We start from the raw sequence: 25,288 nt of genomic DNA, 5'->3' as shown, positions 1-25,288 counted from the left end.
GCCCCCACCCGCCAGACTGTTCCCCATGACGCGAACGGTGGAGAACGAGCACGAGCACGAGTACGACGTGGTGGTCCTGGGGGCCGGACCGGTCGGCGAGAACGTCGTCGACCGGGTCCGGGCGGCCGGCCTGACCGCGGCGATCGTGGAGGCCGAACTGCTCGGCGGGGAGTGTTCCTACTGGGCCTGCATGCCGAGCAAGGCCCTGCTCCGCCCGGTCCTCGCCCGCTCCGACGCGCGCAAGGTCCCGGGACTGCGCGGGGCGGTCCACGGCCCGCTCGACGCGCTGGACGTCTTCGCGCACCGGGACGAGACCGTCGGGCACTGGAAGGACGACGGACAGGTCGACTGGCTGGATTCCATCGGCGTACGGGTCTACCGGGGGCACGGGCGGCTGTCCGGGCCCCGCCGGGTCACCGTCGAAGGCCCCGAGGGCGACCGGCACGCGCTGACCGCCCGCCACGCGGTGGCCGTCTGTACCGGCAGCCGGGCGGTCCTGCCCCCGCTGCCCGGCCTCGCCGGCGCCCGGCCCTGGACCAGCCGCGAGGCGACCAGCTCCGACCGGGTGCCCGGCCGCCTGATCGTCGTCGGCGGGGGCGTCGTCGGCGTCGAGATGGCCACCGCGTGGCACGCCCTCGGCTCCCACGTCACCCTCCTCGTCCGGGGCGACGGACTGCTCCCCCGCATGGAGCCCTTCGTCGGCGAGCGCGTGGCCGAGGCCCTGCGGGCGCGCGGAGCCGACGTGCTCACCGGCGCCTCCGTGGAGGCCGTCGTCCGGGACGGCGGCAGCGGACCCGTCACCGTGGTCCTGGAGGGCGGCGACACGGTCGAGGGCGACGAGGTCCTCTTCGCGACCGGCCGCGCCCCGCGCACCGAGGACGTCGGCCTGGAGACCGTCGGCCTCGAACCCGGTTCCTGGCTCGACGTCGACGACAGCCTCCGCGTCACCGGAAGCGACTGGCTCTACGCCGTCGGCGACGTCAACCACCGGGCCCTCCTGACCCACCAGGGCAAGTACCAGGCGCGGATCGCGGGCGCCGCGATCGCCGCCCGGGCGGCGGGCGACGCCCTTGAGGACGCCGCGCCCTGGGGCTCGCACGCGGCCACCGCCGACCACGCGGCCGTCCCCCAGGTGGTCTTCTGCGACCCGGAGGCCGCCGCCGTCGGGCTGAGCCTCGCCGAGGCCGAGCGCGCCGGGCACCGGGTCCGCGCGGTCGACGTCGAGATGAGCTCGGTCGCCGGAGCGGGCCTCTACGCCCACGGCTACCGCGGCCGGGCCCGGATGGTCGTGGACCTCGAACGCGAGGTCCTCCTCGGCGCCACCTTCGTCGGCCCGGCCGTCGGCGAGCTCCTGCACGCCGCCACCGTCGCCGTCACCGCCGAGGTCCCCGTCTCCCGCCTGTGGCACGCGGTGCCCTCGTACCCGACGCTCGGCGAGGTGTGGCTGCGGCTCCTGGAGGCGTACCGGGACGGCGCCGGCACCGTGTGAGTCCCGGGGGCACCCCCGAGCCGGCCCCGAGGCGCTCGCGGGCCGCCTCCCGGCCGGTTCCCGGATGCCTCCCGGCCGGTTCCCGGACGGTTCCGTGGCGTGAGGCCCGCCCGTCCGGGACCGTCGTCCCCGTCCGGGACCGTAGTCCCCGTCCGGGACCGTCGTCCCGTCGGGGCACGGCGCGGAGGGCGACCTCGCCTCCGGGAGCGGTACGGGAGGCGATCTCGCCCCCGGGAGCGGTACGGAGGGGGGCCCTCGCGTCCGGGAGCGGTAGGGGAGGAGGCTCCCTCATGCCCGGGGGACGAGCAGGGCCGCCGCGGCCCGGGCGGCGGCCAGGGCGGGGCGGGCGCCGGGCGCGGAGTCCTGGCCGAGGACGACGCGGGTGCTCAGTCCGTCCAGGAGGGCGAGGAGTTCGGAGGCCCGGGCCGGCGCGTCGAGCGGCGCGAAGCGGCCGCGGGCCGCGCCGGCGGCGAGCAGCGACTCCAGGTCGCGCTGCCAGTCGCCGTCCAACTCCTGCTGAGCCGAACGGAGTTCGGGGTTGCCGGGGGTCCTGGCCCAGAGCTCGATCCAGAGCGTCCAGCGCGGATCGCGGGGGCCGCGCGGCAGGTAGAGCCGCAGGAAGTCGTCGAGCTTCCGCTCGGCGGCGGTCCGCCGGGCGAGCAGCTCCCGGCGCTCCTCGGCGAGCGCGGCCTCGCTCCAGCGCAGCGCGGCGAGCAGCAGCCGGTCCTTGGAGCCGAAGTAGTACAGGATGTGCCCGCCGCTGGTGCCGAGCCGCTCGGCCAGCGCCGACATGGTGAGGGAGGCGAGGCCGTCCTCGGCGATCGCCGCCATGGCCTCCTCCAGCATCCGCTCCTGGGTGACGTGTCCGTCGCGCCGCCGTGCCGCCCCTGCCACCGTCGCCGCACCCCGTTCCTCGCTGCTGCCCGTCCTCGTACGCCCTCGACCCTAACCGGATCTGCGCCGGGGTCTTGACGTGGCCGGAACCTTTCACTCATCTTGAATGCCATTCAAGAACTTAGAACGACATTCAAGATCCAGGCGCGGGACCGGGCCTGCGAGCAGAGGAGCGTGATGTGCTCGACCACGAGACGGCGGCGCCGATGACCACCACCCGGGACGAGGTCTTCCGGGTCGAGGAGCACGGCATCGACCCCATCCCCGACGCGGAGCGCCACGGCAGCGCCAAGGACGTCTTCTGGGTCTGGTTCGGCTCGAACCTCACCTTCACCTACGTCATCAACGGCGCCCTCGCCGTCGCCTTCGGCCTCTCCTTCTGGCAGGCCACCGCCGTCGTGGTGATCGGCGGCCTCTCCTTCCTCGTCATCGGCGCCGCGGGCCTCGGCGGCGTCCGCACCGGCACCGCCACCCTCGTCCTCTCCCGCGCCGCCTTCGGCCCGCGCGGCAACCGCCCCGCCGGCGCGCTCAACTGGATCGTCAGCATCGGCTACACCGTCGTGAACACCGTCGTCGGCACCCTCGCCCTGGAGGCCTTCCTCGCCTCCCTCGGCTGGTCCGGCGGCCCGCTGCCCCGCGCCCTGGCCCTCGCCGTCACCCTGGCGCTGACCTTCGCGATCTCCTTCTGGGGCCACGCCACCGTCCAGTTCGCCGAGCGCTGGATGGCGTACGTCCTCGCCGTCGGCTTCGGCGTCCTCGTCGTCCTCCTGGTGCCCGGCGCCGACACCGCCGCGCCCGCCACGGGCCCCGGCGCCGCCGGCTGGAGCCTGGCCTTCGTGGTGATGCTGGCCGGCCCGTTCTCGTACCTCCCGATGCCCGCCGACTACACCCGCTACCTGCCCCGCACCACCAGCCTGCGAGCGGTCACCGTCAGCGGCGCCCTCGGCGGCTTCCTCTCCTCGGTCGCCCTCGGCGTCGCGGGCGTCGCCGCCGCCACGCGGACGGACATGACCGACGCGGTGGCGGGCGCCGAGGGCCTGCTGCCCGGCTGGTTCCGGCCGGTCTTCCTCGCCCTCGTCCTCGGCGGCTCCGTCACCAACTCCGTCATCACCCTCTACTCCTCCGGCCTCAACCTCCAGGTCCTCGGCATCCCCTGGAACCGCGCCCGCGCCCTCGCCGTCAGCGCCTCCGTCACCGCCGCGGGCTCCGTCGGCGCCCTCTTCCTCACCGACTTCACCACCTCGCTCCTCTCCTTCCTCTCCCTCCTGATCATCGTCTTCGCCCCCTGGGGCGGCGTCTTCCTCGCCGACATGGTCCTGCGCCGCTGCCGGTACGACTCCGAAGCGCTCCACCGCACCGGCCCCGGCGGCGCCTACTGGTACCGCGCGGGCTGGCACCCCGCCGGCGCCGCCGCCCTCCTCACCGGCGGCCTCTTCTCCGCCCTGACCTGCGACTCCACCCTCTGGACCGGCCCCCTCGTCGCCCCCCTCGGCGGCGCCGACCTCACGCTCCTCGGCGCCCCCGTCGCCGCGCTCGTGTACGTCCTCCTGGCCCGCCGCACCGCCGCCCCCCACCCGGCCGCCTGACCGCGACCGCCGTCACCCCCGCCGGCCCCCGGCCCCTCCGCCGTCCCCCGGCCCCCGGCTCCTCCGCCGTCCCCCGGCCCCTCCCGTACGACAAGGAACGCACCCCGCATGAACGGCACCACCTCCGCGTCCGCCCCCGCCGACCTCCTCCTCACCGGCGCCCGCATCCACACCGTCGACCCCGCGCTCCCGGAGGCGGAGGCGATGGCCGTGCGCGACGGACGGATCGTCTGGCTCGGCGCCGACGCGGACGCCGCCGCCTGGACCGGGCCCGGCACCCGGGTCCTCGACGCCGGCGGCCGGCTCGTCCTGCCCGGCTTCGTCGACGCCCACAACCACGTCCGGCTCGGCTCCGACGACGCCTGCGTGCAGCTCGCGGGCGCCCGCACCCTCGACGAGATCCACGCGCGCGTGCGGGCCTGGCACACCGCCCACCCCGACGCCGCCTGGATCGAGGCCGAGGCCTTCGACTACTCCGCGATCCCCGGCGGCCGGATGCCCACCGCCGCCGACCTCGACCCCGCCACCGGCACCACCCCGGCCCTCGTCCTCAGCTACGACGTCCACACCGCCTGGCTCAACACCGCCGCCCTGCGCGCCCTCGGCGTCGACCGCGACCACACCGACCTCCCCTTCGGCACCGCCGTCACCGACCCCGCCACCGGCGAACCCACCGGATTCGTCAAGGACTTCGCCGTCAAGGGCCTCTCCCGCGACGGCCACCGCGCGCTGCGCGAGCTCGGCGTCCCCTGGGCCTCGCCCGACCGCCAGTACGGACGCCTCGCCAAGAGCCTCGACGACGCGATCGGCTTCGGCATCACCACCGTCGTCGAACCCCAGAACTCCCTCGACGACCTCGCCCTCTTCACGCGCGCCCGGGAGGAGGGGCGGCTCCGCTCCCGGATCGTCGCCGCCCTCTTCCACCCGCGCGGCACCACCGACGCCGACCTCGACGCCTTCGAGGCGGCGGCCCGGGAACACGCCGACGAGCGGTTCCGGGTCGGCCCCCTGAAGCTGTACATCGACGACGTCGTCGAACCGCGCACCGCCGCCCTCCTGGAACCGTACGCGGGCTGCGCCCACCACCGGGGCGACACCTTCTACCCGCCCGAGGAGTTCGCCGGCCTGCTCGCCCGCCTCGACGCGCGCGGCTTCCAGTGCTTCGTGCACGCCACCGGAGACCGGGGCATCCGGACCGTCCTCGACGCCGTCGCCCACGCCCGCGCCGTCAACGGCCCGCGCGACGCCCGCCACCAGGTCGTCCACGTCGAGTGCCTGGACCCCGCCGACACGCCGCGCTTCGCCGCGCTCGGCGTCGTCGCCTGCATGCAGCCGAGGCACGCCGCCCCCGACATCGCGGGCCCCGGCCGGGACTGGGCCGAGAACGTCGGCCCCGAGCGCTGGCACAAGGCCTGGCCGCTGCGCGACCTGCGCGGGGCCGGCGCCGTCCTCGCCCTCTCCAGCGACTGGAACGTCGCCGAGATGGACCCCATGGTCGGCATCCACGCCGCCGTCACCCGCCGGCCGCTCGCCGGCGGCGAGCCCTGGACGGAGGGGCAGACCCTCACCGTCACCGAGGCCGTCGAGGGCTACACGATGGGCTCCGCCTACGCCAACTTCCTGGAGCGCGAGCGGGGTTCGCTCACCGTCGGCAAGCTCGCCGACTTCGTGGTCCTCTCCCGGGACATCCTGCGGATCGCGCCGGAGGAGATCCCGGGCACGGTGGCCGAGACGGTCGTCGTCGGCGGCGAGGTGGTGGCGGAGACCGCCGCGGTGTGAGCCGTGCGGAGCGGGCCTCCCGGTGTGAGCGGTGCGGGGCGGACGCCTCTCCGTGCCCGTCCTCCCCGGACGTCACCGCCATCCGCCGCTCGAAGGTGCGGCCCGCGTCCCGCGATTCGTACACCCCGTCCCCGGTCGCCACGAGCAGCCGGCGCGCGTCGACGGCGGTCAGCGCCTGCGGGCCGCCGCCGGGCACCGGGCCGATCCGGGTCCAGGAGGCGGCTCCGTCGCCGGAACGGAAGAGCACCCCGTCCGGCGCCACGCCGTACAGCGCGTCGGCCGCGCCCCAGGAGACGTACGAGAGGACCGGTCCGGCCCCGGGCGCGAAGGTCCTGCCGCCGTCGGTGCTGCGGGCGACGCCGCTCCCGGTGGTGGCGAGCACGGTGTCCGGTGCCGCGGGCGAGACGGCGATGTCGAGGGCGCGGAGCGCGGCCCGGTCCTCCCAGACGGCCCGGTCGCGGGTGACCCGCAGCCGGCCGTTCGCGCTGTCGTAGCCGTAGACGGGGCCGCCGGGCGCCGTGTCGAGCGCGTGGAAGTCGACCTCGCCGCCGAGGGACTCCTCCGTCCAGCTGCGGCCCGCGTCGGCGGAGGAGATCAGACCGAGGTCGGCGGGTCCGCCGCCGCCGGGGGCGGGATGGCCGCCGGCCAGGAAGGTGCCGTCGGCGGCGACGGCGAAGCCCATGAAGTCGTCGCGCCGGTCGCCGACGAGGACGGGCGCGCCGTCGGCGCCGGGGGAGTGGATCCCCTGATGGGTGGCGACGTACAGGATCTCCTCGTGGAGGCCGAGTCCGTGGACGTGGGAGAGGGCGGAGGCCGCTGTCGCGCCGGCCTCGCCGGTCTTCCGCGAGCAGGCGGTCAGGGCGAGGGCGAGGGCGAGGACGGCCGCGGTGGAGACTGCGGCGGCCCGGGGGAGGCGGGTCTTGGGCATGGTTCTCTCGTTCACCGGGAGGGAGCCGGAAGGGGGGAAGAGGGGGAGACGGGAAGGGGGGAGACGGGAAGGGGGGAGACGGGAAGGGGGAGCCGCAGGACGGCGCACGGACCGGGTCCCGTCCGCCCGGAGGGACCGCGCAGGGCGGGACCGTGTCGGGCGGGACCGTGTCGGGCGGGACCCGTGGCGGTTCGGCCGGGTCGGGCGCCCCGAGGGGGGCGGCCCGTTCCGGCGCGCGGACCGGGCCGTCCCCGGTCGGTTCGCCCGAACGCGGTCGCCCCGGCGAGCCCCAGGGCGATTTCGCTCGGGGTCCGGACGGTCCGTCAGGGCTCGCGAGGGCCCGGCCCGGCGCGACGGCCCCGGCTCTGCGCGCCGGGATCCGCGCGCCGACCGGGCGGGCGCGATCCGGCGCGGTACAGGCCGGCGGGCGACACCGCGTCCCGACGCGGCGCGGGCGGGCGGACGGGCCGGTCCGGGCCCGGTGCGAGCCCGGTCCGAGCCGGTGCGAGGCGGACGGGCTCGGCCCGAGTCCGTCCGAGCCGGCCCGAGCCCGTGCGGGCCCGTGCATGCCCGTCCGCGTCCGGTCCGAGCCCGTCCGGGCCGATGGGGTCAGAGGCGGGCGAGGATCTTCCGCAGCTCCGTGATCTCGGCGGTCTGGGCCCGGACGACCTCGGCGGCCAGCGCCTTCGCCTCCTGGTGGGCGCCGTTCTTCCGCTCCTCCTCCGCCATCGTCACCGCGCCCTCGTGGTGGGCGATCATCAGCTCGGCGAAGGTGCGGTCGAAGTCCTCGCCCCGGGCGGCGGCGAGGTCCTCCATGTCCTGCCCGGACATCATCCCGGCCATCGAGTGGCCCGTCCCGGCGGACTCGGGCGCGCCCCAGCCCTTCAGCCACGCCCGCATCGTGCGGATCTCGGGGTCCTGGGCCTGCTCGACGGCGGTGGCGATCTTCTTGACGCCGGCGTCCCGGGCGCGTCCGTCGGCGAGCTTCGCCATCTCCAGGGCCTGCTGGTGGTGGGGGATCATCATCTGCGCGAACATCACGTCCGCGTCGTTGAAGGCCCCGGAGGCCGGGGCGGCGGGCGCGGCGGAGCCGTCGGCGCCGGGGGTGGCCGTGGCGGTGGCCGGGGCGGTCGTGCCGCCGTGGTCCATCCCGCTCATGGCGCCGTCGTCGCCACAGGCGGCGAGGAGCAGGGCGGCCGCGGCGACGGCGCCGGTCAGGCCGAGGGTGCGGGTGGTGCGCTTCCGGAAAGTACGCATGGTGATACCTCGTGTGCTGTACGTACGGTCATGGGCTCGTGCCGAAGGGCGCGCGGGCGGCGTGGAGCGGCCCGCGGCGGGTGGTACGGCCTAGATCCGCAGGACGGACAGCCGGGCGAGGTCGGGAGGGCGGCGCGGCGGCGCGTGCGGCGCGAGCGCGGGCGCGAGCCGGGCGAGGAGGAGGACGAGCCAGTCGGGGCGGCGGCCGAGCGCGGCCCGGACCAGTCCGGCGAGCAGCCAGCCGGCGAGGACGGCCACGCAGAGCGTGGTCATGTCCATCCCCGAGCCGGGCGCGTGTCCCTCCTCGGAACGCTGCTCCGCGCCGTGGCCGGCGGCGGGGCCCGCGGCGTGCGCCGCCGCGGTCGCGACCGGGCCGGCGGAGGGCGCCTCGGGGTGGCCCGTGGAGTGCATCATCACCACTCCGAGCGCGAGCACGACGACGAGCAGGAGGTGCGCGAGGGCACCTCCCGCTCGTTCGCCGTGGCGCGGCCGGGGTGTGGGCATGATCGGGACCTCCTGGTCCCGACCATACCGTGCCGGGGTATCGGTTCCGCGTCAGGAGGGCAGTTCGCCGCTCATCGCCGCGGCCAGCCGCAGGTGCGGCGCGGCCTCGGCGGCGCGGCCCTGCCGCTCCAGCGTGCGGCCGAGCATCAGCCGGGCGTAGTGCTCCACCGGGTCGCGCTCCAGGACGGCGAGCAGCTCGGTCTCGGCCGGCTTCAGCTGGGCGGAGTGGTAGTAGGCGCGGGCGAGCAGGAGCCGCTGGGCCGTCTGGTCCGGGTGCTCGGCGACGAGGCCGCGCAGGATGCGGATGGCGGTCCGGTACTCCTTCGCGTCGAAGAACAGCTGCGCGCGGCTCCAGCGGTCGGCGGCCGTTCCGAACTCGTAGTACGTGTCGCTCACTTGCTCTCCCTGTTCCGAGGGGCCCGATCTGCCACCCTGTGAGGTGGTCCGCCCTCGTCAACGCCGACGAGTAGTTGAACATTCCACCACTCGTTCGGTCTCCCGATCCACCCCCTGAATTCCCGATCCACCCCTTGTCTCCCGATCTCCCCCCACTGGAGAGGTGTCGATCCCGATGAGCAATCTCGACCGCCAGGCCGAACTCGCGGTGTGCGGCGGCCGCGGCTTCGTCGTCGCCGAGCCCGTACGCGAACTCCTCAGCCCCCGTCACGTCCGGCTCGGCGAGTCCACGGAGGTGCGGCGCCTGCTGCCGAACCTCGGCCGGCGGATGGTCGGCGCGTGGGCCTTCGTCGACCACTACGGCCCCGACGACATCGCCGACGAACCCGGCATGCAGGTCCCGCCCCACCCCCACATGGGCCTCCAGACGGTCAGCTGGCTGCACGAGGGCGAGGTCCTGCACCGCGACTCGACCGGCAGCCTCCAGACGATCCGCCCGCGCGAGCTGGGCCTGATGACCTCCGGCCGGGCGATCTCGCACTCCGAGGAGAGCCCGCGCCCGCACGCCCGCCTCCTGCACGGCGCCCAGCTGTGGGTCGCCCTGCCCGACGCGCACCGGCACGTGGAGCCGCACTTCCAGCACCACACCGACCTGCCCACCGTCACCGCGCCCGGCCTCACCGCCACGGTCGTCCTCGGCTCCCTCGACGGCGCGACCTCGCCGGGCACCGCGTACACGCCGATCGTCGGCGCCGACCTCGCGCTCGCCGCCGGGACGGAGGCCGAGCTCCCGCTCGACCCGGACTTCGAGTACGCCGTCCTCGCCATGTCCGGCGAGGCCCACGTCGACGGCGTCCCCGTCCTGCCCGGCTCCATGCTCTACCTCGGCTGCGGCCGCACGGCCCTCCCGCTCCGCGCCGCCTCCGACGCGGGCCTGATGCTCCTCGGCGGCGAACCCTTCGAGGAGGAGATCGTCATGTGGTGGAACTTCGTGGGCCGCACGGACGAGGAGATCCGCGAGGCGCGGGAGGACTGGATGACGTCCGAGCGCTTCGGCGAGGTCAAGGGCTACGACGGGGGCCGGCTGGATGCCCCCGAGGTCCCACCGACCCCGCTCAAGGCGCGGGGTCGCGTGCGCTGATCCGGGGATTTTCCTCCAAGCTGATGCGCGGACGGGTGACGTTCGGCCCTGCCTGTGGTTGTCGGCGCGACCGTGGGAGGCGGCGTACCGCAGTCCCACGGTCGCGCGGTCGGCGGGTGTGTTTCCAGGGCGTGCTCGTGTGCGAGCGGGTCTGGTCGGCTGCACGCCGACCTTTCGCCGACTTTGTCGACAGGGCATCAGGTCCCTCGGCGGTGCGGAGCAGGGTGGGGCGGCGGGCCGGCCCGCCGGAGTGCCTGCCGGCTCCGCTTGCGGAGCTCTCACCTCCTGACCGAGGAGCGACGGCTGCCGCGCTTTTCCTGTGGCGGCCGTTCGGGGATCACTCCGGAAGCGCCCGTTCACCGAGCGTGGCCACCGCTCGGAGAGCGACCTCACAAGCCATCCTCCGTTCGTCGAGCGGCTGCGGCAGCACTCCCTCGACCTGCCGCATTCGAGGGAGCACCGTGCTCGTGTGCAAGCTCAGCGATTCGGCGGCCTTGGCCATGCTGCCTTGCTCGAGGCGGACCAGGGCGGTTTCACGCAGTCGCGCGGCGTCCGCGCCCCGCTTTGCGCGGCCGCCCGGCTCGCGGCGCACCAACCGTGACAGCGCGGCGATGGACGTGGAGCGCCGAGGGCGGTCGCGATGTCGACGGCCAGTGTCTCCGGCACGGGCCCCGCTCGCGCCCGCGTTCGACGCTGCCGAGCAGCACACCCAGCCGTGAAGCCGACCCGACGTCTCTCGTCCTTGACCGGTTGTGCGCTGTCGTGCCAACCCCTGGGCGCGGGAGGTCAACTCGGTCGGTCGGGTCGCTCGTAGCTTGAGGAAGTGCCGAGCCGCGGAGGTGGTGGGCACGTTACCGATTGCTTCGAAAGGACCCCTCATGCTCGACATCGACAAGGTGCAGGCCGCTCCGAGCAAGGACCTGCTCACGCCCGACAACTCGGTCATGCTCTTCGTGGACCACCAGCCGCAGATGTTCTTCGGCACGGGCAGCGGCGACCGTGCCGCGATCATCAACAGCACCGTGGGTCTTGCCAAGGCGGCCAAGGCGTTCGACGTTCCGGCCGTCCTGACCACGGTCGCCGCCGAGTCCTTCTCGGGCCCCCTGCTGCCGCAGCTCGCCGAGGTGTTCCCCAAGAACGAGATCATCGACCGCACCACCATGAACGCCTGGGAGGACGAGGCGCTCGTCGCGGCGGTCAAGGCGACCGGTCGCGAGAAGATCATCCTGTCGGGTCTGTGGACCGAGGTCTGCCTGGTGCTGCCCGCGCTCTCGGCGCTCGAGCAGGGCTACGAGGTGTACGTCGTGACCGACGCCTCCGGCGGCGTCAGCCCGGCCGCCCACGAGCACGCCCTGCAGCGGATGATCGCCGCCGGCGCCGTCCCGGTGACCTGGGTGCAGGTGCTCCTGGAGCTGCAGCGCGACTGGGCGCGTCAGGAGACGTACGGCGACGTCATGGAGATCGTCAAGGCCCACGCGGGCGCGTACGGCCTGGGTGTCGTGTACGCGCAGAGCGTCATCGGCGCGCACGCGGCCGGCTGACCCCTGTGGACACCGGCATTCTGATCCTGCGTCTGCTGGTGGGGCTGCTCGTCGCCGGGCACGGGGTGCAGAAGGTCAGTTCGCATCTCGGCGGCAGGGGGCTGGAAGGCGGCACCGAGGAGTTCCGCGCCGACGGGTTCCGCGGCGGAGCCCTCACCGCCCTCGCGGCGGGCGGAGGCCAGATCGGCTCGGGCCTGCTGCTCGCCGCCGGCCTTCTGACCCCGCTTGCCGTGACCGGCACCATCGGGGTCATGACGGTCGCGCTCACCGTGAAATGGCGCCACGGGCTCTGGGTGCAGAACGACGGATACGAGTACCCGCTCGTCCTCATCGGCACCGCCGCCGCCCTCGCCGCCACCGGCCCCGGCGCCTGGTCCCTCGACGCGGCCCTCGGCCTCACGCCGTACCCCCTGTGGTGGGCCGCCCTCGCGCTCGCGGCCGGTCTCGGCAGCGGACTCCTCACCCGGCTCGCGCTGCACCGGCTCCCCGCCCCGGCGAACGCCGAGCGCTGAGCGCGCGCCGCGCGGACCGGGTCCGGCCGTCCGCGTACCCCCGACCGGGCGGCCGGGCCCTTCCCACCCTCTCTCCCGAACAGGAGCACCCGATGGACACCCTCACGACCCCGCACGGCGGCGGCCAGCCGCTGCTGCACCAGAAGGGCGCCGAGACCCAGGCGTTCGGCACGCTCAAGCAGCTGCCGATCGGCCTCGGCCACGACACCCGCATGTACGCCTGCCAGCGGCTGAACCGCGTCCTCGCCGACACGCAGATCCTCTACTCCCTCTACAAGAAGCACCACTGGCTCATGCGCGGGGCGACCTTCTACTCGCTCCACCTGATGCTGGACAAGCACGCGGAGGCCCAACTGGCCATCGTGGACGGGCTGGCCGAGCGGGTCCAGAGCCTCGGCGGCGTCGCCGTCGGAGACCCGCGCCACGTCGCGGAGCTGACGTCGGTCCCCCGGCCGCCGGACGGCGTCGAGCCGGTGCCCGTCATGCTGTCGCGGCTCCTCGACGCGCACGAGCGGATCCTGATCGACGCCCGGGACGCCGCCGCCCGGCTCTCCGGGGAGGGCGACGAGGGCAGCGCCGACCTGCTCGTCTCCGATGTCATCCGTACCGGCGAGGCGCAGGTGTGGTTCCTGGCCGAGCACCTCGTGGACACCCCTCTGGTGCACGGCTGATGGACACGTACGACGTCGTCGTGGTCGGCGGAGGACCGGCCGGCGAGGTCGTCGCCGACCGGACCGTCCGGTCGGGGCTGACCGCCGTCGTCGTCGAGGCGGAGGCGGTCGGCGGCGAGTGTTCCTACCGTGCCTGCGTACCGAGCAAGGCCCTGCTGCGACCCGGCGCCGCCCGAGCGGAGGCCCGATCGGTCGACGGGGCCCGGCAGGCGGTCACGGCGGCACTCGACCCGGCACGCGCCCTGGCCCGTCGCGACCGCTTCACCGGGCGCGGCGACGACACCGGCCAGGCCGACTGGCTCGACGGTGCGGGCATCGCGCTCGTACGGGGGCACGGACGGCTCGCCGGTGAGCGCCGGGTGGAGGTGACGGGGGCCGACGGCATGGTCCGTACCCTGAGGGCCCGGCGCGCGGTCGTGGTCTGCACCGGCACGGAACCCGCCCTTCCGCCGGTCGAGGGGCTCGACCGGATCGGTGTGTGGACCAACCGGCAGGCCACCACGGCCGATGCGGTGCCCGAGCGGCTCGTCGTCATCGGCGGGGGAGTGGTGGCCTGCGAGATGGCCACCGCGTGGCGCTCGCTCGGCTCCTCCGTCACCCTGCTGGTTCGCGATCAGGCCCTGCTGACCGGATGGGAGCCGTGCGTCGGCGAAGAAGTCACCCGGGGTCTGAGCGATCTGGGCGTCACCGTCCGCTTCGGGGTGTCGGCCGTCCGGGTCGCCCGTGACGACGACACCCGCACGGTGACCGTGCACACCGACGACGGCGCCGCCCACGTCTGTGACGAGGTCCTCGCCGCCGTCGGCAGGCGCCCGCGCACCGTGGACCTCGGCCTCGACTCCGTCGGACTGCCCGCGGGCGACCGGCTTCCGGTCGACGACACCTGTCGGGTCACCGCGGTCGAGGGCGACTGGCTCTACGCCGTCGGCGACGTCAACCGCCGTGCGCCGCTGACCCACATGGCCAAGTACCAGGCCCGTGCCTGCGCGGCGGCGATCGCCGAGCGAGCCGCCGGGCGCCCGGCCGTCACCGGCGGCCGGCAGCCGTGGAGCGCGGAAGCCGACCGTTTCGCCGTCCCGCAGGCCGTATTCACCCGTCCCGAGGTCGCGAGCGTCGGTCTCACGGAACGCGCGGCACGCGAAGCGGGTCTCGCGGTGCGCACGGTGGAGTACCGCATCGACGACGTCGCCGGTGCCGCGCTCCACGCGGACGACTACCGCGGCCTCGCCAAGCTCGTCGTCGACGAGACCCGAGGGGTCGTCGTCGGCTGCACCCTTACCGGCCCGATGGTGACCGAGCTCATCCACACCGCCACCGTGGCCATCGTGGGCGAGGTTCCCCTGGAGCGCCTGTGGCACGCCGTGCCCGCCTTCCCGACGGTGAGCGAGGTCTGGCTCCGGCTCCTGGAGGCGTACGGCCTCTGAGGCCCGGTCCGCCTCTCCCGAGCCGGGTCCCGCCGGGCGGCGCGCCCCCCGCCCGAGCGGCGCACCGCCTCCCGCTCGACCGAGCACACCCGAACGTTTCACCACCCGACAAGGAATCACCCGCCCATGCATCTCACGAGGCGCACCCTCGCCCTCGCCGTGCCCGCGGCGCTGGCCACCCTGATCGGCGCCGCACCCGCGAGCCGTCCGGCCGCCGCCCGCACCGACCGGCACGATCCCAAGCCCACGATCGTCCTGGTCCACGGAGCGTTCGCGGACGCCTCCGGCTGGAGCGGCACGATCCGGCGGCTGCAGCGCGCCGGCTACCCCGTCCTGGCCCCCGCCAACCCGCTGCGCGGTCTCGCCGCGGACACCGCCTACCTGCGCAGCGTGCTGGCCGCCGTCGACGGACCCGTCGTCCTGGTCGGCCATTCCTACGGCGGCGCCGTCATCAGCGGCGCCGCGGTGGGCGACAGCCGGGTGAAGGCCCTCGTCTACATCGCCGCGTTCACCCCGGACAGGGGCGAGTGCGCCGCCGAGCTCGCCGCCAGGTTCCCCGGCTCCACCCTCGGCGACACCGTGAACCCGCAGTCGTACCCGGTGCCAGGCGGGGGCACCGGCACCGAACTCGTCATCGAACGGACCAAGTTCCACGGGCAGTTCGCCGCCGACGTCCCCACCGCCGACGCGGCCGTCATGGCCGCGGCCCAGCGCCCGGTCGCCACCACCGCGCTGGAGGAGAAGTCCGGCGAGGCGGCCTGGAGGACGATCCCGTCCTGGGCGCTGATCGCCACCGCCGACAAGAACATCCCTCCGGCTGCCCAGCAGTGGATGGCCCGGCGCGCCGGCTCGCACGTCACCGAAGTGGACGCGTCGCACGCCGTGGCCGTCTCCCGCCCGGCCGTGGTCACCCACGTGATCCTCGCCGCCGCGCGGGCGACCCGCTGAGCCCCCCGAACTCCCCTCCCGCACCTCCCGAAGGAGAACCCCTCATGAGCAACCGTCCGGTCCTCGAACCCGCCGCCCAGGCGTTCGCCGACGCCACCGCCCAGCCGCCGTACCTCTACCAGATCCCCGTCGCCGAAGGCCGCAAGGCCGTGGACGACGTCCAGAGCGGCGAGGGTGTCCCCCTGCCCGAGGTCGACGAGGAGTGGATCACCGTCCACGGCGGCCCGACCGGCGACGTCCGCGCCCGGATCGTCCGCCCCCGCGGTGCCACCGGCCGGCTTCCCGTCATCCTCTACCTCCACGGCGCGGGCTGGGTCTTCGGCAACGCCCACACCCACGACCGGCTCGTCCGCGAACTCGCCGTCGGCACCCGGGCGGCCGTGGTCTTCCCCGAGTACGACCTCTCGCCCGAGGCGCGCTACCCCGTCGCGATCGAGCAGAACTACAGCGTCGCCCAGTGGGTCGCCCGCGAGGGACACCGCAAGGACCTCGACGGCACGCGGATCGCCGTCGCGGGCGACTCGGTCGGCGGCAACATGAGCGCCGCCCTCACCCTCATGGCCAAGCAGCGCGGCGACGTCACGCTCGTCCAGCAGGTCCTCTTCTACCCGGTCACGGACGCGGGCTTCGACACCGGCTCGTACCACCAGTTCGCCGAGGGCTACTTCCTGCGCCGCGACGCCATGAAGTGGTTCTGGGACCAGTACACGACGGACGAGGCCGAGCGCGCCCGGATCACCGCCTCGCCGCTCCGCGCCTCCACCGAGCAGCTCACCGGCCTGCCGCCGGCCCTGGTCATCACCGCCGAGGCGGACGTCCTGCGCGACGAGGGCGAGGCGTACGCGGCGAAGCTCCGCGCCGCCGGCGTCCCCGTCACCGCCCTGCGCGTCCAGGGCGTCATCCACGACTTCGTGATGCTGAACGCGCTGCGCGAGACGCAGGCCGCGGAACTCGCGATCGGTGTCGCCACCGACATCCTCCGCAAGGCCCTCGCATGACCGGGCCGTCGACCAGCATGCCGGTGGCGGGCCTCGTGCCCGCCCCGCGGCGGGAACTCGACCACGCCGATCTCCTCGTCCGCAACGCCAAGGTGTTCACGGGTGACCCCGACCGTCCCGAAGCCCGCGCCGTCGCGATCCGCGACGGCCGGGTCGCGGCCCTCGGCGACGACCACGACCTCGCCCACCTCGTCGGGCCCGGCACCAAGGTCGTCGACGCTCTCGGCCGCCGGGTGATCCCCGGCCTGAACGACTCGCACCTGCACGTCATCCGGGGCGGGCTGAACTATGTCCTGGAGCTGCGGTGGGACGGCGTACGCAGCCTCCGACAGGCCCTGGCGATGCTGCGCGAGCAGGCCGGCCGCACGCCCAAGGGGCAATGGATCCGGGTCGTCGGCGGCTGGACCGCCGAACAGTTCGCCGAGCGCAGGATGCCGACCGTCGCCGAGCTGAACGCCGCCGCCCCCGACACTCCGGTGTTCGTCCTCCACCTGTACCAGTCGGCGTTGATGAACCGGGCCGCGGTGAAGGCCGCCGGATTCACCCGCGACACCCCCGATCCCCGCGGCGGGCAGATCGTCCGGGGCCGGGACGGCGAACCCAACGGAGTGCTGCTCGCGGCGCCGAGCGCGCTCATCCTCTACTCGACCCTGGCGAAGGCGCCGGCCCTCGACGAGGCCGACAAGCGGACGTCGACGCGCCACTTCCTGCGCGAGCTGAACCGCTTCGGGCTGACGTCCGCCGTCGACGCCGCCGGCGGGTTCCAGAACTTCCCCGACAACTACGCCACGGTCGTCGACCTCGCCGGGTCGGGGGAGCTGACCCTCCGGATCGCCTACCACCTCTTCCCGCAGACGGCCGGGCAGGAGCTCGCCGACCTCAAGCGCTGGACCGAGATGGTCGAGCCCGGGGACGGGGACGAGTGGCTCCGGCTCAACGGCGCCGGCGAGAACCTGACCTGGGCCGCCGCCGACTTCGAGAACTTCTCCGAGCCCCGCCCCGAGCTCGCCGCGGGCTACGAGGCCGAGTTCGAGAACGCCGTACGGCTCCTCCTCGAGAACGGCTGGGGATTCAGGCTCCACGCGACCTACGACGAGACGATCCGCCGCGACCTGGCCGTCTTCGAGAAGCTCGCCGCGGAGGGACTCTTCCCCGGCGGCAACCGCTGGCTCTTCGACCACGCGGAGACGGTCTCGGCCGGCAGCCTCGACCGGATCGCCGCCCTCGGCGGCGCCGTCTCAATCCAGAACCGGATGTCCTTCCAGGGCGCCGCGTTCCTCGACCGCTACGGCGCCGAGGCAGCCGCCCACACCCCGCCGGTCCGGGCCATGCTCGACCGCGGCCTGACCGTTGCCGCCGGAACCGACGCCACCCGAGTCTCCTCGTACAACCCGTGGGTCGCCCTCCACTGGCTGGTCACCGGGCGCACCGTCGGCGGCACCGTGCTCTCCCCGGCCGGGAACCTGATCGACCGGGAGACCGCCCTCCGCCTCTACACCCGGGGCGGAGCGCAGCTCACCGGCGAGCAGGACGTCAAGGGAACCCTGCGGGAGGGCTGCTACGGCGACCTCGCGATCCTGTCCGACGACTTCCTCACCGTGCCCGAGGACGTCATTCCCGACATCGAGTCCGTCCTCACCGTCGTCGGCGGCCGGATCGTCTACGCGACCGCGGAGTACGAGGGCCTCGACGAGGCCGTCCCGCCGGTGAGCCCCGCATGGTGCCCCGTGGCCCACTTCGGCGGCTACCAGTCGGGCCAGGGGGGCGCCCACCAGGCATCGCTGGTGGCCGAGGCCGTCGCCGAGTCCGAGCAGCACCGCCGGTGGCGCGTCGCGCGCGGCTCCGTACCCGAGACGACGCCGTCCTTCGTCGACCCCTGCTTCGATCACTGAAAGAGAGACAACCGATGACTGCCGCCTCCCCGGCCGCCGACGGCGACGAACAGGATCCGGCCGCGCCCCCGGGACGCCGTTTCGAGCCGGACCTCCGGTCGATGACACGGATCAACCTGCGCCCCATCGCCTCACCCATGCCGCTCGGCTTCTTCACGATCGCCATCGCGTCCGTGATGACCGGCTGCCTCCAGCTCGGGGTCCTCGGGGAGGAGGCCCGTGCCGCCGTCGCCTTCACGGTGCTGCCGGCCTCCGTCCTCCAACTCCTGGTGAGCTTCCTGGCCTTCGGAGCCCGTGACGTCATCGCGGCGACCCTGATGGCGGTGTTCGCCGGCAGCTGGCTGCCCTACTCGCTCATCATGCTCAGCGGCGCGGCCGACGGCCCGAAGGTCCTCGGCGTGTTCAACCTGGCGCTCCTCTGCTTCGGCGCGCTGATGACCGCCGTGACCGGGCCCAAGCGGGCGCTGTGGCTCGTCCTCGCGGTCTCCCTGCCCCGCTGGGCGGCCACCGGCCTCGCGGGCGTCACCGGCGCCGAATGGCTGACGCGCACGTCCGGGGCGCTCGGCCTCGTGGTGGCGCTCGCCGCGATGTACACGGCGTTCGCCCTGATGCTCGAGGACATGCGCGGCGAGCAGGTCCTGCCCATCGGCCGCAGCGGTCCCGCCCACCTCGCCGTGGAAGGCGACCTGGCCGTCCAGCTGCGCAACCTGGAACGCCAGGCGGGCGTGCGCCGCACCCTCTGACCCGGCCACTGACCTCCGTAACTCCGCGACCGGACGGGAATGTCCATGGAACCCCGGGTCATCGACCGGCCGGAGAAGTCCCGGTACGAGATCCTCGCCGACGCCTCCGGCTTCGCCCGCGTCCTCCCCGAACCGACCGCGGCCGACGTCGAGCCGCAGCTCGCCGCGGTGCTCGCCGTCTCCCGGCGCCCCCTGGCCGCGCGGGCCTTCGGAGAGGCGGCGCCGGTCGCGGCGTGGAAGACCAAGCCCTCATGGGTCCTGGTGGCCTCCGCCGACCGCCCGATCAACCCCGGCGTGGAGCGGTACGGGTACGAGCGGGCCGGCAAGACCACCGTCGAGGTCGACTCCTCCCACCTGGCCATGCTCGCCCAGCCCAAGGCCGTGACGGGGCCGATCCTGGCCGCGGCCCGGCCCACGGGGCACTGATCCGGGGCTTGGGCATCGAACGATTGGTCTATGCCGTTCGAACGGGGTAGCTTTCCGAAACGTCCGCCGAGAACATGCGGCGGGCGATCGGAGGAAGCACACCCATGAGGTTCGGCGCGAGGCTCGCGCTCGCCGTCATCACCCTCGCCGTCACCGCCACCGCCTGCGGCACCCCGCAGGACAGCGGTTCGCGGTCGCAGACCACCGCGGACTGCGCACCGTACGCCCGCTACGCCAAGCATCCCGGCACCGAGGTCACCGTCTACGCGGAGAACCGGGACCGGGAAGCCGACCTGTTCGAAGAGACCTGGGCCGACTTCGCCGACTGCACGGGAATCGACGTCCGGTACGAGGGGGACGGGGAGTTCGAGGCCCAGATCCAGCTCCGGGTCGACGGTGGAAGCGCCCCTGACCTGGCCTTCTTCCCCCAGCCCGGCCTCCTGGAACGCTTCGCGCGGGCGGGGAGGCTCAAGCCCGTGAGCGCCGGCGTCGCTGCTCTCGCGAAGCAGGGCTGGTCGGCGGACTGGAACGGCTACGCCACCGTGGACGGCACCCTCTACGGCACTCCGCTGGTCGCGAACGTGAAGTCGTTCGTCTGGTACTCCCCGAAGTTCTTCCGGGACAAGGGACTGAGCGTTCCCCGCACCTGGACCGAGCTGATGGCCGTCACCGAGAAGGCCGCGGCGTCGGGCGTCAAACCGTGGTGCGCGGGCATCGAGTCCGCCGAGGCGACCGGCTGGCCCGTCACGGACTGGATCGAGGACGTCCTGCTGCGCCAGCAGGGCACGGACGTCTACGACCAGTGGGTCACCCACAAGATCCCGTTCAACGACCCGCGGGTGATCGAGGCCATGGACACCGTGGGGTCCATCCTCAAGAACGACCGGTACGCCAACGGCGGTTTCGGTCCGGCCCGGTCGATGGCCTCGATCTCCTTCCAGGAGGCCGGCACCCCGGTCCTCTCCGGCGACTGCGCGATGCACCGTCAGGCCTCGTTCTACGCCGACATGTGGCCGGAGGGCACCGAGATCGGACCGGACGACGACGTCTACACCTTCCTCCTGCCGGGAGCCGATGCGGCCAGCCGTCCCGTACTGGGCGGCGGAGTGTTCACCGCGGCGTTCGCCGACCGCCCCGAGGTGCGGGCGTTCCAGGAGTACCTGGCCTCCGCGGACTTCGCGAACGCGCGCATGAAGAAGGGCCCGTTCGTCTCGGCGAACAAGGGCGTGGACCCGGCGAACGCCGCGACCCCGGTCGACAGGCTCTCGATCCAGTTGCTCCAGGACCCCCGGACGCAGTTCAGGTTCGACGGTTCGGACCTGATGCCGGCGTCGGTCGGCGTCGGCACGTTCTGGAGGGGAGCCGTCGACTGGATCGGCGGCGCGGGCACCCGGCAGGTCGCGGACTCCATCGAACGGTCCTGGCCGAGCCACTGATGTCGTTCGACGCCGTCGCCCAGCAGCCCAAGCTGCTGTACCTGCTCCAGGGCGTCGCCGCCTTCGCGGCGGTGGTCTCCCTGATCCTGCTTGCACTGCACCGGGGGCCGGTCCGGAGGAGGGCCGCGGCCCTCCTCCTGCTCGCCCCCGCTCTGCTGCTGCTCACGGTCGGTATCCTCCTGCCCGGTCTGCGCACCCTGGCGCTGTCGTTCACCGACAGCGGGGGAGACACGTGGGCCGGCTTCGACAACTACGTGTGGATGTTCACCGACCACGGGGCGCTGGTGGCGCTGCGCAACACCCTGGCGTGGGTGGTGCTCGTGCCGCCGGCGTCCACCGTGGTCGGCCTGCTCTACGCGGCGGCCGTCGCCCGGTCGCGGTTCAGAACGTTCGCGCTGTCCCTCCTCCTGACGCCCATGGCGATCTCGTTCGTCGGCGCGGGCGTCGTCTGGAAGTTCGTCTACGCCTACCGTCCGACCGGGGCCGGGCAGATCGGGCTGCTGAACCAGCTCGTCGTCGCGTTCGGCGGCGAACCGAGGCAATGGCTCGTGGACTCCCCCTCGAACGTCCTGTTCCTCATCGTGGCGATGGTGTGGACACAGGCGGGCTTCGCGGCCGTCCTGCTGGCCGGCGCGATCAGGGGCGTTCCCGCGGAGCTGACCGAGGCGGCCCGGCTGGACGGCGCGTCCTCCGGGCAGATCTTCCTGCGGATCACCCTGCCGTCGATCAGGCCCACACTGCTCGTCGTGCTCCTTGCCCAGGCGATCGGCACCTTCAAGGCCTTCGACATCGTCAAGACCGTGACCGGCGGACAGTTCGACACGGGCGTCATCGCCCACGAGATGTACGACCAGGCCTTCCGCTACGGCGAGACGGGCCGCGGCGCGGCGCTCGCCGTGCTCCTCTTCCTCCTCGTCACCCCCTTCGTCGCCCACCAGGTCCGGGCGCGGCGGAGGGCGGGGTGAACGGCGTCCGGGAGCGTCTGGCCTCCCGCGCCCTCACGTCGGTCGCCGTGGTGATCGCGATCCTCTGGACGACACCGACCCTCGGTCTGCTGCTCTCCTCGCTCCGCCCCGAGGAGGAGATCAAGACGACGGGCTGGTGGACCGTGTTCGGTGCGCCGCACCTCACGCTCGACAACTACGGCGAGGTGCTCTCCGGCGGTGCGAACGGGTCGGGACGGCTCGCGGAGCACTTCGTCAACTCCGTCGTCATCACCCTCCCCTCGGTGCTGTTCCCGCTCGTCCTGGCCTTCTTCGCGGCGTACGCCCTGGCCTGGATCGACTTCAGGGGCCGCGACGCGCTCGTCGTCGGCATCTTCGCGCTCCAGGTCGTGCCGCTCCAGATGGCGCTCGTCCCGCTCCTGAAGCTCTTCTCCCAGGGCTGGCTGTTCCTGCCCGCGTGGCACCTCACCGGTCCCGCGCGGTTCGGCCAGGTCTGGTTCGCCCACACGGTCTTCGCGCTGCCGTTCGCGGTGTTCCTCCTGCACAACTTCCTGGCATCGCTGCCCCGGGACCTGATCGAGGCCGCCCGCGTCGACGGTGCGTCGCACGGGACGCTGCTGCTCCGGATCGTGCTGCCGCTGGCCCGCCCGGCCCTCGTCGGCTTCGCCGTCATCCAGTTCGTCTGGGTGTGGAACGACCTCCTCGTGGCACTGACACTGTCCGGCGGAACGGCCGAGACCGCGCCGATGACGGTCCGACTGGCGAGCCTGGCCGGGACCTACGGCAACGAGTGGCAGCGGCTCACCGCGGGAGCCTTCGTGGCGGCGCTCCTCCCGCTGCTCGTCTTCTTCGCCCTCCGGCGTCACTTCGCACGGGGACTGCTCGCCGGATCGGTCAAGGGATGAGCCCCGACCGGCCCGACGAGCGAGGCGTGTCGACGGGGCTGAGCCGGCCCGGCCTTCGGGGCCGCGAAGCCGAACTGGAGCAGCTGCGCGCCCTGGTCGAAGCGGTGCGCGACGGCGAGGGAGGCGCGGTCGCGCTGCTCCTCGGCGAGCCCGGGATCGGGAAGACCGCGCTGCTCCAGGAGGCCGTCTCGCTCGCGCGGGCCCGGGGGTTCCTCGTCAGCCACGGATGCGCCGAGGAGCTGCACGAGCTGGCACCGCTCGCCTCGCTGGCCTCGGGCCTCCTCCATGGTGACCGCCCGCTGCTCTCCGGAGCGGACTTCGCGGACCTCGCCGGCCACCACGACCAGCGCATCTGGCTCGTCGAACGACTGGCCCAGCTGATCGAGGAACGCTCGGCGGGCACGCCCGTGCTGATCGCGGTCGACGACGTCCAATGGGCCGACCCGCTGAGCCGTTTCGCCCTGAGCGTCCTGCCGGCACGGCTGCTCAGCTCCCCGGTCCTCTGGCTGCTCACGAGCAGGGAGGACCCGGAGCTGTACGGGCAGGGGCCGCTGACGATGACCCTCCCTCTGCGGCCGCTGTCCGAGTCGGCCCTGGCCGAGCTGGCACGCGACGCCCTCGGCGGGGACCTGCCGGCGCAGGTCGAGGAGCTCCTCGACGGGGCGGGCGGCAACCCCTTCCTCGCGGCCGAGATGCTCTCGGGCATCGCGGCGACGGGCGCGGACGGGCCGGAACCGCCCGAGCGGCTGGTCCTCGGCCTACGCGGCCGACTGGCCGACCTCCGGCCGGACACCCTGCACTTCCTGCGGATCGGCTCGGTCCTCGGCCGCGCGTTCTCGCTCGCCGACGCAGCCGCCCTGTGCGGCCGGCCCGCCTCCGGACTCAGCGCCGAAGTGGACGAGGCGATCGCCGCCGCTCTCCTCCACGACGACGGCGAACGCCTCCTGTTCCGCCACGACCTGCTCCGCCAGGCGGTGTACGCCGACCTTGCCCCCTCCGTGCGCCGGGCACTGCACCGGGAGGCCGCGAGCCGGCTCGTCGCGGCGGGCCGGAGCTCCGGCGACGCGGTCCCGCATCTGCTGAAGAGCGCCGAACCCGGCGACATGGAGGCGATCGCGCTGCTCGGCACAGCCGCCGAGGACGTGATCGCGGTGATGCCCGACCTCGCCGCCGACCTGGCCGTACGGGCCCTGGAACTCGTACCGACCCGTGCGCCCACGGCGTACGACGTGGGGGAGCGGGCCATCGTCGCGCTGACCCGCGCGGGCCGCTACACGCAGGCACGGGACACCGGCGACGTGCTGCTCGCCCGGCAGCCGCCCCTGGACGTCTTCGCCCGTCTGCAGTCCGCACTCGGCGACGCGCTCTGGCACCTCGACGACGTCCACGAGCTGACCCGTCGCACGACGACGGCGCTGGCAGCCGTCACCGATCCGGCGATCCGCGCCCGGCTGACCGCCCGGCACGCCCTGGCCCGCTCTCGCGGGAGCGACCTCGGGGCCGCTCGCGAGACCGGCGAACGGGCGCTCGCCGAGGCGGAGCGAGCAGGCGACCGGGAGGCCCGCGTCCTCGCCCTGTGGGGTCTCGGCGAGACAGCCCTCAACGCGGGCGACTGCGCCGCCGCCGTCGAACACCACACGGCGCTGAGCGTGTTCGACTCGGCCTTCCTTCCCGAGGAGGCCGTCGCCCTGATCCACATGGACGACTTCGACGCCGTACGACGACTGCTCCGGACGGCGGGCGATGTTCCCCTGCGCCCCGCCATGCTCATCTGGACCCAGGGAACCCTGAACATGGGGCTCGGGCTGCTCGACGACGCGGACGCCGACTTCGTCACCGCCGAGCGTCTCGAAGCGGACCTCCACGTGCCCGGCAACCTGGTCAACATCCGCGTCAACCGCGGCCTCCTCGCGATGCTGCGCGGCGACCGCGAGGCCGCGCGGGAACACCTGGACGTCGTGCGGACGACCGTCGCCGACCGGCCGAACACGGGCAACCACGCCACGCACCGGTACTTCGAGGCCGTCGTCGCCGACGCCGACGGCGACCACGCGGCAGCGGCCGAACTCGTCCGGTCGGTGCAGCGCGACCACCCCTTCCTCCGGTGGCGGCTCCTGCGCCCTCATGTCGTCCAGGCCGTGGGGATCGCCCTCCGCGGCGGGGACCGGAAGCTGGCCGAGGACCTCGCGGCACAGGCCGCCGCACACGCCACCCGCAACCCCACCGTGCCGACCGCCCAGGGGACGGCCGCCCATGCGTCCGCCCTGGTGAACGCCGACCACGGACTCCTGGAGCGGGCGCTGGGCATCCTCCTGAACGGCCCCCGGCCGATGCCCCTCGCCGCCGCGTCCGCCGATCTGGGGCGCGCGCTCCTGACCTCGGGCGACGCCGCAGCGACAGCCGCCCTGACCCGGGCGCACGACATCTACGCCCGGACGGGGGCCGACGCCGAGGCCGACCGGGTCCGGGCCGAACTGGAACGGGCCACACGCCGCCCCGGCCGGCGCACCGGACGTCTCCGGCCCCGCACCGACCAGGGCTGGGACGCGCTCACGGCCTCGGAACGCAAGGTGGCCCGGCTGATCGCCGCGGGTCACACCAACCGGTCGGCCGCGGAGACCCTCGTCGTCTCCCCGCACACGGTCAACACCCATCTGGCGTCGATCTTCCGCAAGCTCGCGGTGCGGTCGAGGGTCCACCTGGCCCGGATCGTCCTCGCGGAGGACGACGCCGGAGCGGCGATCGACGGCTGAGCGCGACCTCTGCGCCCCCGTGCAAGGTGTGGTGCGCGGTACGGCAACGGGAGGTGCCCGACCGGTCCTAGCGTGACGGGCACACCGCGCCGCTCCGACGCGCGGACCCGCCACCCGAATC

The 25,288-nt window shown here is 74.0% G+C and carries 22 protein-coding genes and 1 pseudogene; 17 read left to right on the top strand and 6 right to left on the bottom strand.

What is annotated here, in order from left to right:
* Positions 1-25 precede the first annotated feature (25 nt).
* A complete protein-coding gene (locus tag IE287_RS11155; RefSeq protein WP_189848802.1) occupies positions 26-1,489 on the top strand; it encodes a dihydrolipoyl dehydrogenase family protein in 1,464 nt (487 codons plus the stop codon).
* Between the two features lie 288 nt (positions 1,490-1,777).
* Here the strand turns inward: IE287_RS11155 and IE287_RS11150 are convergent, their stop codons facing one another.
* Positions 1,778-2,383: a TetR/AcrR family transcriptional regulator gene (locus IE287_RS11150; RefSeq protein ID WP_189848801.1), complete on the bottom strand. Its 606-nt coding sequence runs from the start codon at positions 2,381-2,383 to the stop codon at positions 1,778-1,780.
* Between the two features lie 206 nt (positions 2,384-2,589).
* On the opposite strand from IE287_RS11150, the gene IE287_RS11145 reads away from it, so the two are divergent.
* Positions 2,590-3,969, top strand: coding sequence for a purine-cytosine permease family protein (locus tag IE287_RS11145; protein WP_189848907.1), 1,380 nt, complete (start codon positions 2,590-2,592; stop codon positions 3,967-3,969).
* A gap of 108 nt (positions 3,970-4,077) precedes the next feature.
* Positions 4,078-5,748 (top strand): amidohydrolase, encoded by a 1,671-nt coding sequence (locus IE287_RS11140; protein ID WP_189848800.1) that lies wholly within the window; start codon positions 4,078-4,080, stop codon positions 5,746-5,748.
* Positions 5,749-5,920: 172 nt separating this feature from the next.
* On the opposite strand, the pseudogene IE287_RS39420 reads toward IE287_RS11140, so the two are convergent.
* The 4 genes and pseudogenes from IE287_RS39420 to IE287_RS11120 form a co-directional block, all read right to left on the bottom strand.
* Positions 5,921-6,676, bottom strand: a pseudogene (locus IE287_RS39420) (F510_1955 family glycosylhydrolase); the annotation flags it as partial.
* A gap of 609 nt (positions 6,677-7,285) precedes the next feature.
* Positions 7,286-7,933 (bottom strand): DUF305 domain-containing protein, encoded by a 648-nt coding sequence (locus tag IE287_RS11130; protein ID WP_189848799.1) that lies wholly within the window; start codon positions 7,931-7,933, stop codon positions 7,286-7,288.
* A 90-nt stretch (positions 7,934-8,023) separates the two neighbouring features.
* A complete protein-coding gene (locus tag IE287_RS11125; protein WP_189848798.1) occupies positions 8,024-8,437 on the bottom strand; it encodes a DUF6153 family protein in 414 nt (137 codons plus the stop codon).
* A gap of 51 nt (positions 8,438-8,488) precedes the next feature.
* Entirely contained in the window at positions 8,489-8,833 is a 345-nt protein-coding gene (locus IE287_RS11120; RefSeq protein ID WP_189848797.1) for a tetratricopeptide repeat protein, read from the bottom strand.
* Between the two features lie 175 nt (positions 8,834-9,008).
* On the opposite strand from IE287_RS11120, the gene IE287_RS11115 reads away from it, so the two are divergent.
* Positions 9,009-9,974, top strand: coding sequence for a pirin family protein (locus IE287_RS11115; RefSeq protein WP_189848796.1), 966 nt, complete (start codon positions 9,009-9,011; stop codon positions 9,972-9,974).
* A gap of 337 nt (positions 9,975-10,311) precedes the next feature.
* On the opposite strand, the gene IE287_RS39415 is transcribed toward IE287_RS11115, so the two are convergent.
* Entirely contained in the window at positions 10,312-10,854 is a 543-nt protein-coding gene (locus IE287_RS39415; protein WP_373307832.1) for a helix-turn-helix domain-containing protein, read from the bottom strand.
* On the opposite strand from IE287_RS39415, the gene IE287_RS11105 reads away from it, so the two are divergent.
* From IE287_RS11105 to IE287_RS11045, 13 genes are all read left to right on the top strand, one after another.
* On the top strand, positions 10,853-11,515 hold the full coding sequence (locus IE287_RS11105) for a hydrolase (RefSeq protein ID WP_189848794.1): 663 nt from the start codon (positions 10,853-10,855) through the stop codon (positions 11,513-11,515). The genes IE287_RS39415 and IE287_RS11105 overlap by 2 nt on opposite strands.
* Positions 11,516-11,520: 5 nt before the next feature.
* Positions 11,521-12,027: a DoxX family membrane protein gene (locus IE287_RS11100; protein WP_189848793.1), complete on the top strand. Its 507-nt coding sequence runs from the start codon at positions 11,521-11,523 to the stop codon at positions 12,025-12,027.
* Positions 12,028-12,119: 92 nt separating this feature from the next.
* Positions 12,120-12,698: a Dps family protein gene (locus IE287_RS11095; RefSeq protein WP_189848792.1), complete on the top strand. Its 579-nt coding sequence runs from the start codon at positions 12,120-12,122 to the stop codon at positions 12,696-12,698.
* A complete protein-coding gene (locus tag IE287_RS11090; protein ID WP_189848791.1) occupies positions 12,698-14,122 on the top strand; it encodes a dihydrolipoyl dehydrogenase family protein in 1,425 nt (474 codons plus the stop codon). Before IE287_RS11095 ends, IE287_RS11090 begins: the two co-directional genes overlap by 1 nt.
* Before the next feature lie 126 nt (positions 14,123-14,248).
* Positions 14,249-15,070: an alpha/beta fold hydrolase gene (locus tag IE287_RS11085; protein ID WP_189848790.1), complete on the top strand. Its 822-nt coding sequence runs from the start codon at positions 14,249-14,251 to the stop codon at positions 15,068-15,070.
* Positions 15,071-15,114: 44 nt separating this feature from the next.
* Positions 15,115-16,068 carry an alpha/beta hydrolase gene (locus tag IE287_RS11080; RefSeq protein WP_189848789.1) on the top strand — a complete coding sequence of 318 codons (954 nt, stop codon included), beginning with the start codon at positions 15,115-15,117 and terminating at the stop codon, positions 16,066-16,068.
* Positions 16,065-17,960, top strand: coding sequence for an amidohydrolase (locus tag IE287_RS11075; protein WP_189848788.1), 1,896 nt, complete (start codon positions 16,065-16,067; stop codon positions 17,958-17,960). The genes IE287_RS11080 and IE287_RS11075 overlap by 4 nt, the downstream gene beginning before the upstream one ends.
* A gap of 14 nt (positions 17,961-17,974) precedes the next feature.
* Positions 17,975-18,703, top strand: coding sequence for a GPR1/FUN34/YaaH family transporter (locus IE287_RS11070; protein ID WP_189848787.1), 729 nt, complete (start codon positions 17,975-17,977; stop codon positions 18,701-18,703).
* Between the two features lie 45 nt (positions 18,704-18,748).
* Entirely contained in the window at positions 18,749-19,129 is a 381-nt protein-coding gene (locus IE287_RS11065) for an alpha/beta fold hydrolase (RefSeq protein ID WP_373307831.1), read from the top strand.
* A gap of 104 nt (positions 19,130-19,233) precedes the next feature.
* Positions 19,234-20,565, top strand: coding sequence for an ABC transporter substrate-binding protein (locus tag IE287_RS11060; RefSeq protein WP_189848786.1), 1,332 nt, complete (start codon positions 19,234-19,236; stop codon positions 20,563-20,565).
* Positions 20,565-21,530, top strand: coding sequence for a carbohydrate ABC transporter permease (locus tag IE287_RS11055; RefSeq protein ID WP_189848785.1), 966 nt, complete (start codon positions 20,565-20,567; stop codon positions 21,528-21,530). Before IE287_RS11060 ends, IE287_RS11055 begins: the two co-directional genes overlap by 1 nt.
* Positions 21,527-22,414 (top strand): carbohydrate ABC transporter permease, encoded by an 888-nt coding sequence (locus IE287_RS11050; RefSeq protein WP_189848784.1) that lies wholly within the window; start codon positions 21,527-21,529, stop codon positions 22,412-22,414. The genes IE287_RS11055 and IE287_RS11050 overlap by 4 nt, the downstream gene beginning before the upstream one ends.
* Positions 22,411-25,167, top strand: a complete 2,757-nt coding sequence (locus IE287_RS11045) for an ATP-binding protein (protein ID WP_189848783.1) — start codon at positions 22,411-22,413, stop codon at positions 25,165-25,167. The genes IE287_RS11050 and IE287_RS11045 overlap by 4 nt, the downstream gene beginning before the upstream one ends.
* The last annotated feature ends 121 nt before the right edge of the window (positions 25,168-25,288 follow it).

Source organism: Streptomyces omiyaensis, assembly GCF_014650895.1.
Taxonomy (GTDB): Bacteria; Actinomycetota; Actinomycetes; order Streptomycetales; family Streptomycetaceae; genus Streptomyces; species Streptomyces omiyaensis.
The sequence above is the reverse complement of the archived record's forward strand: the minus strand, read 5'-3'. Positions and strand labels throughout refer to the sequence as shown.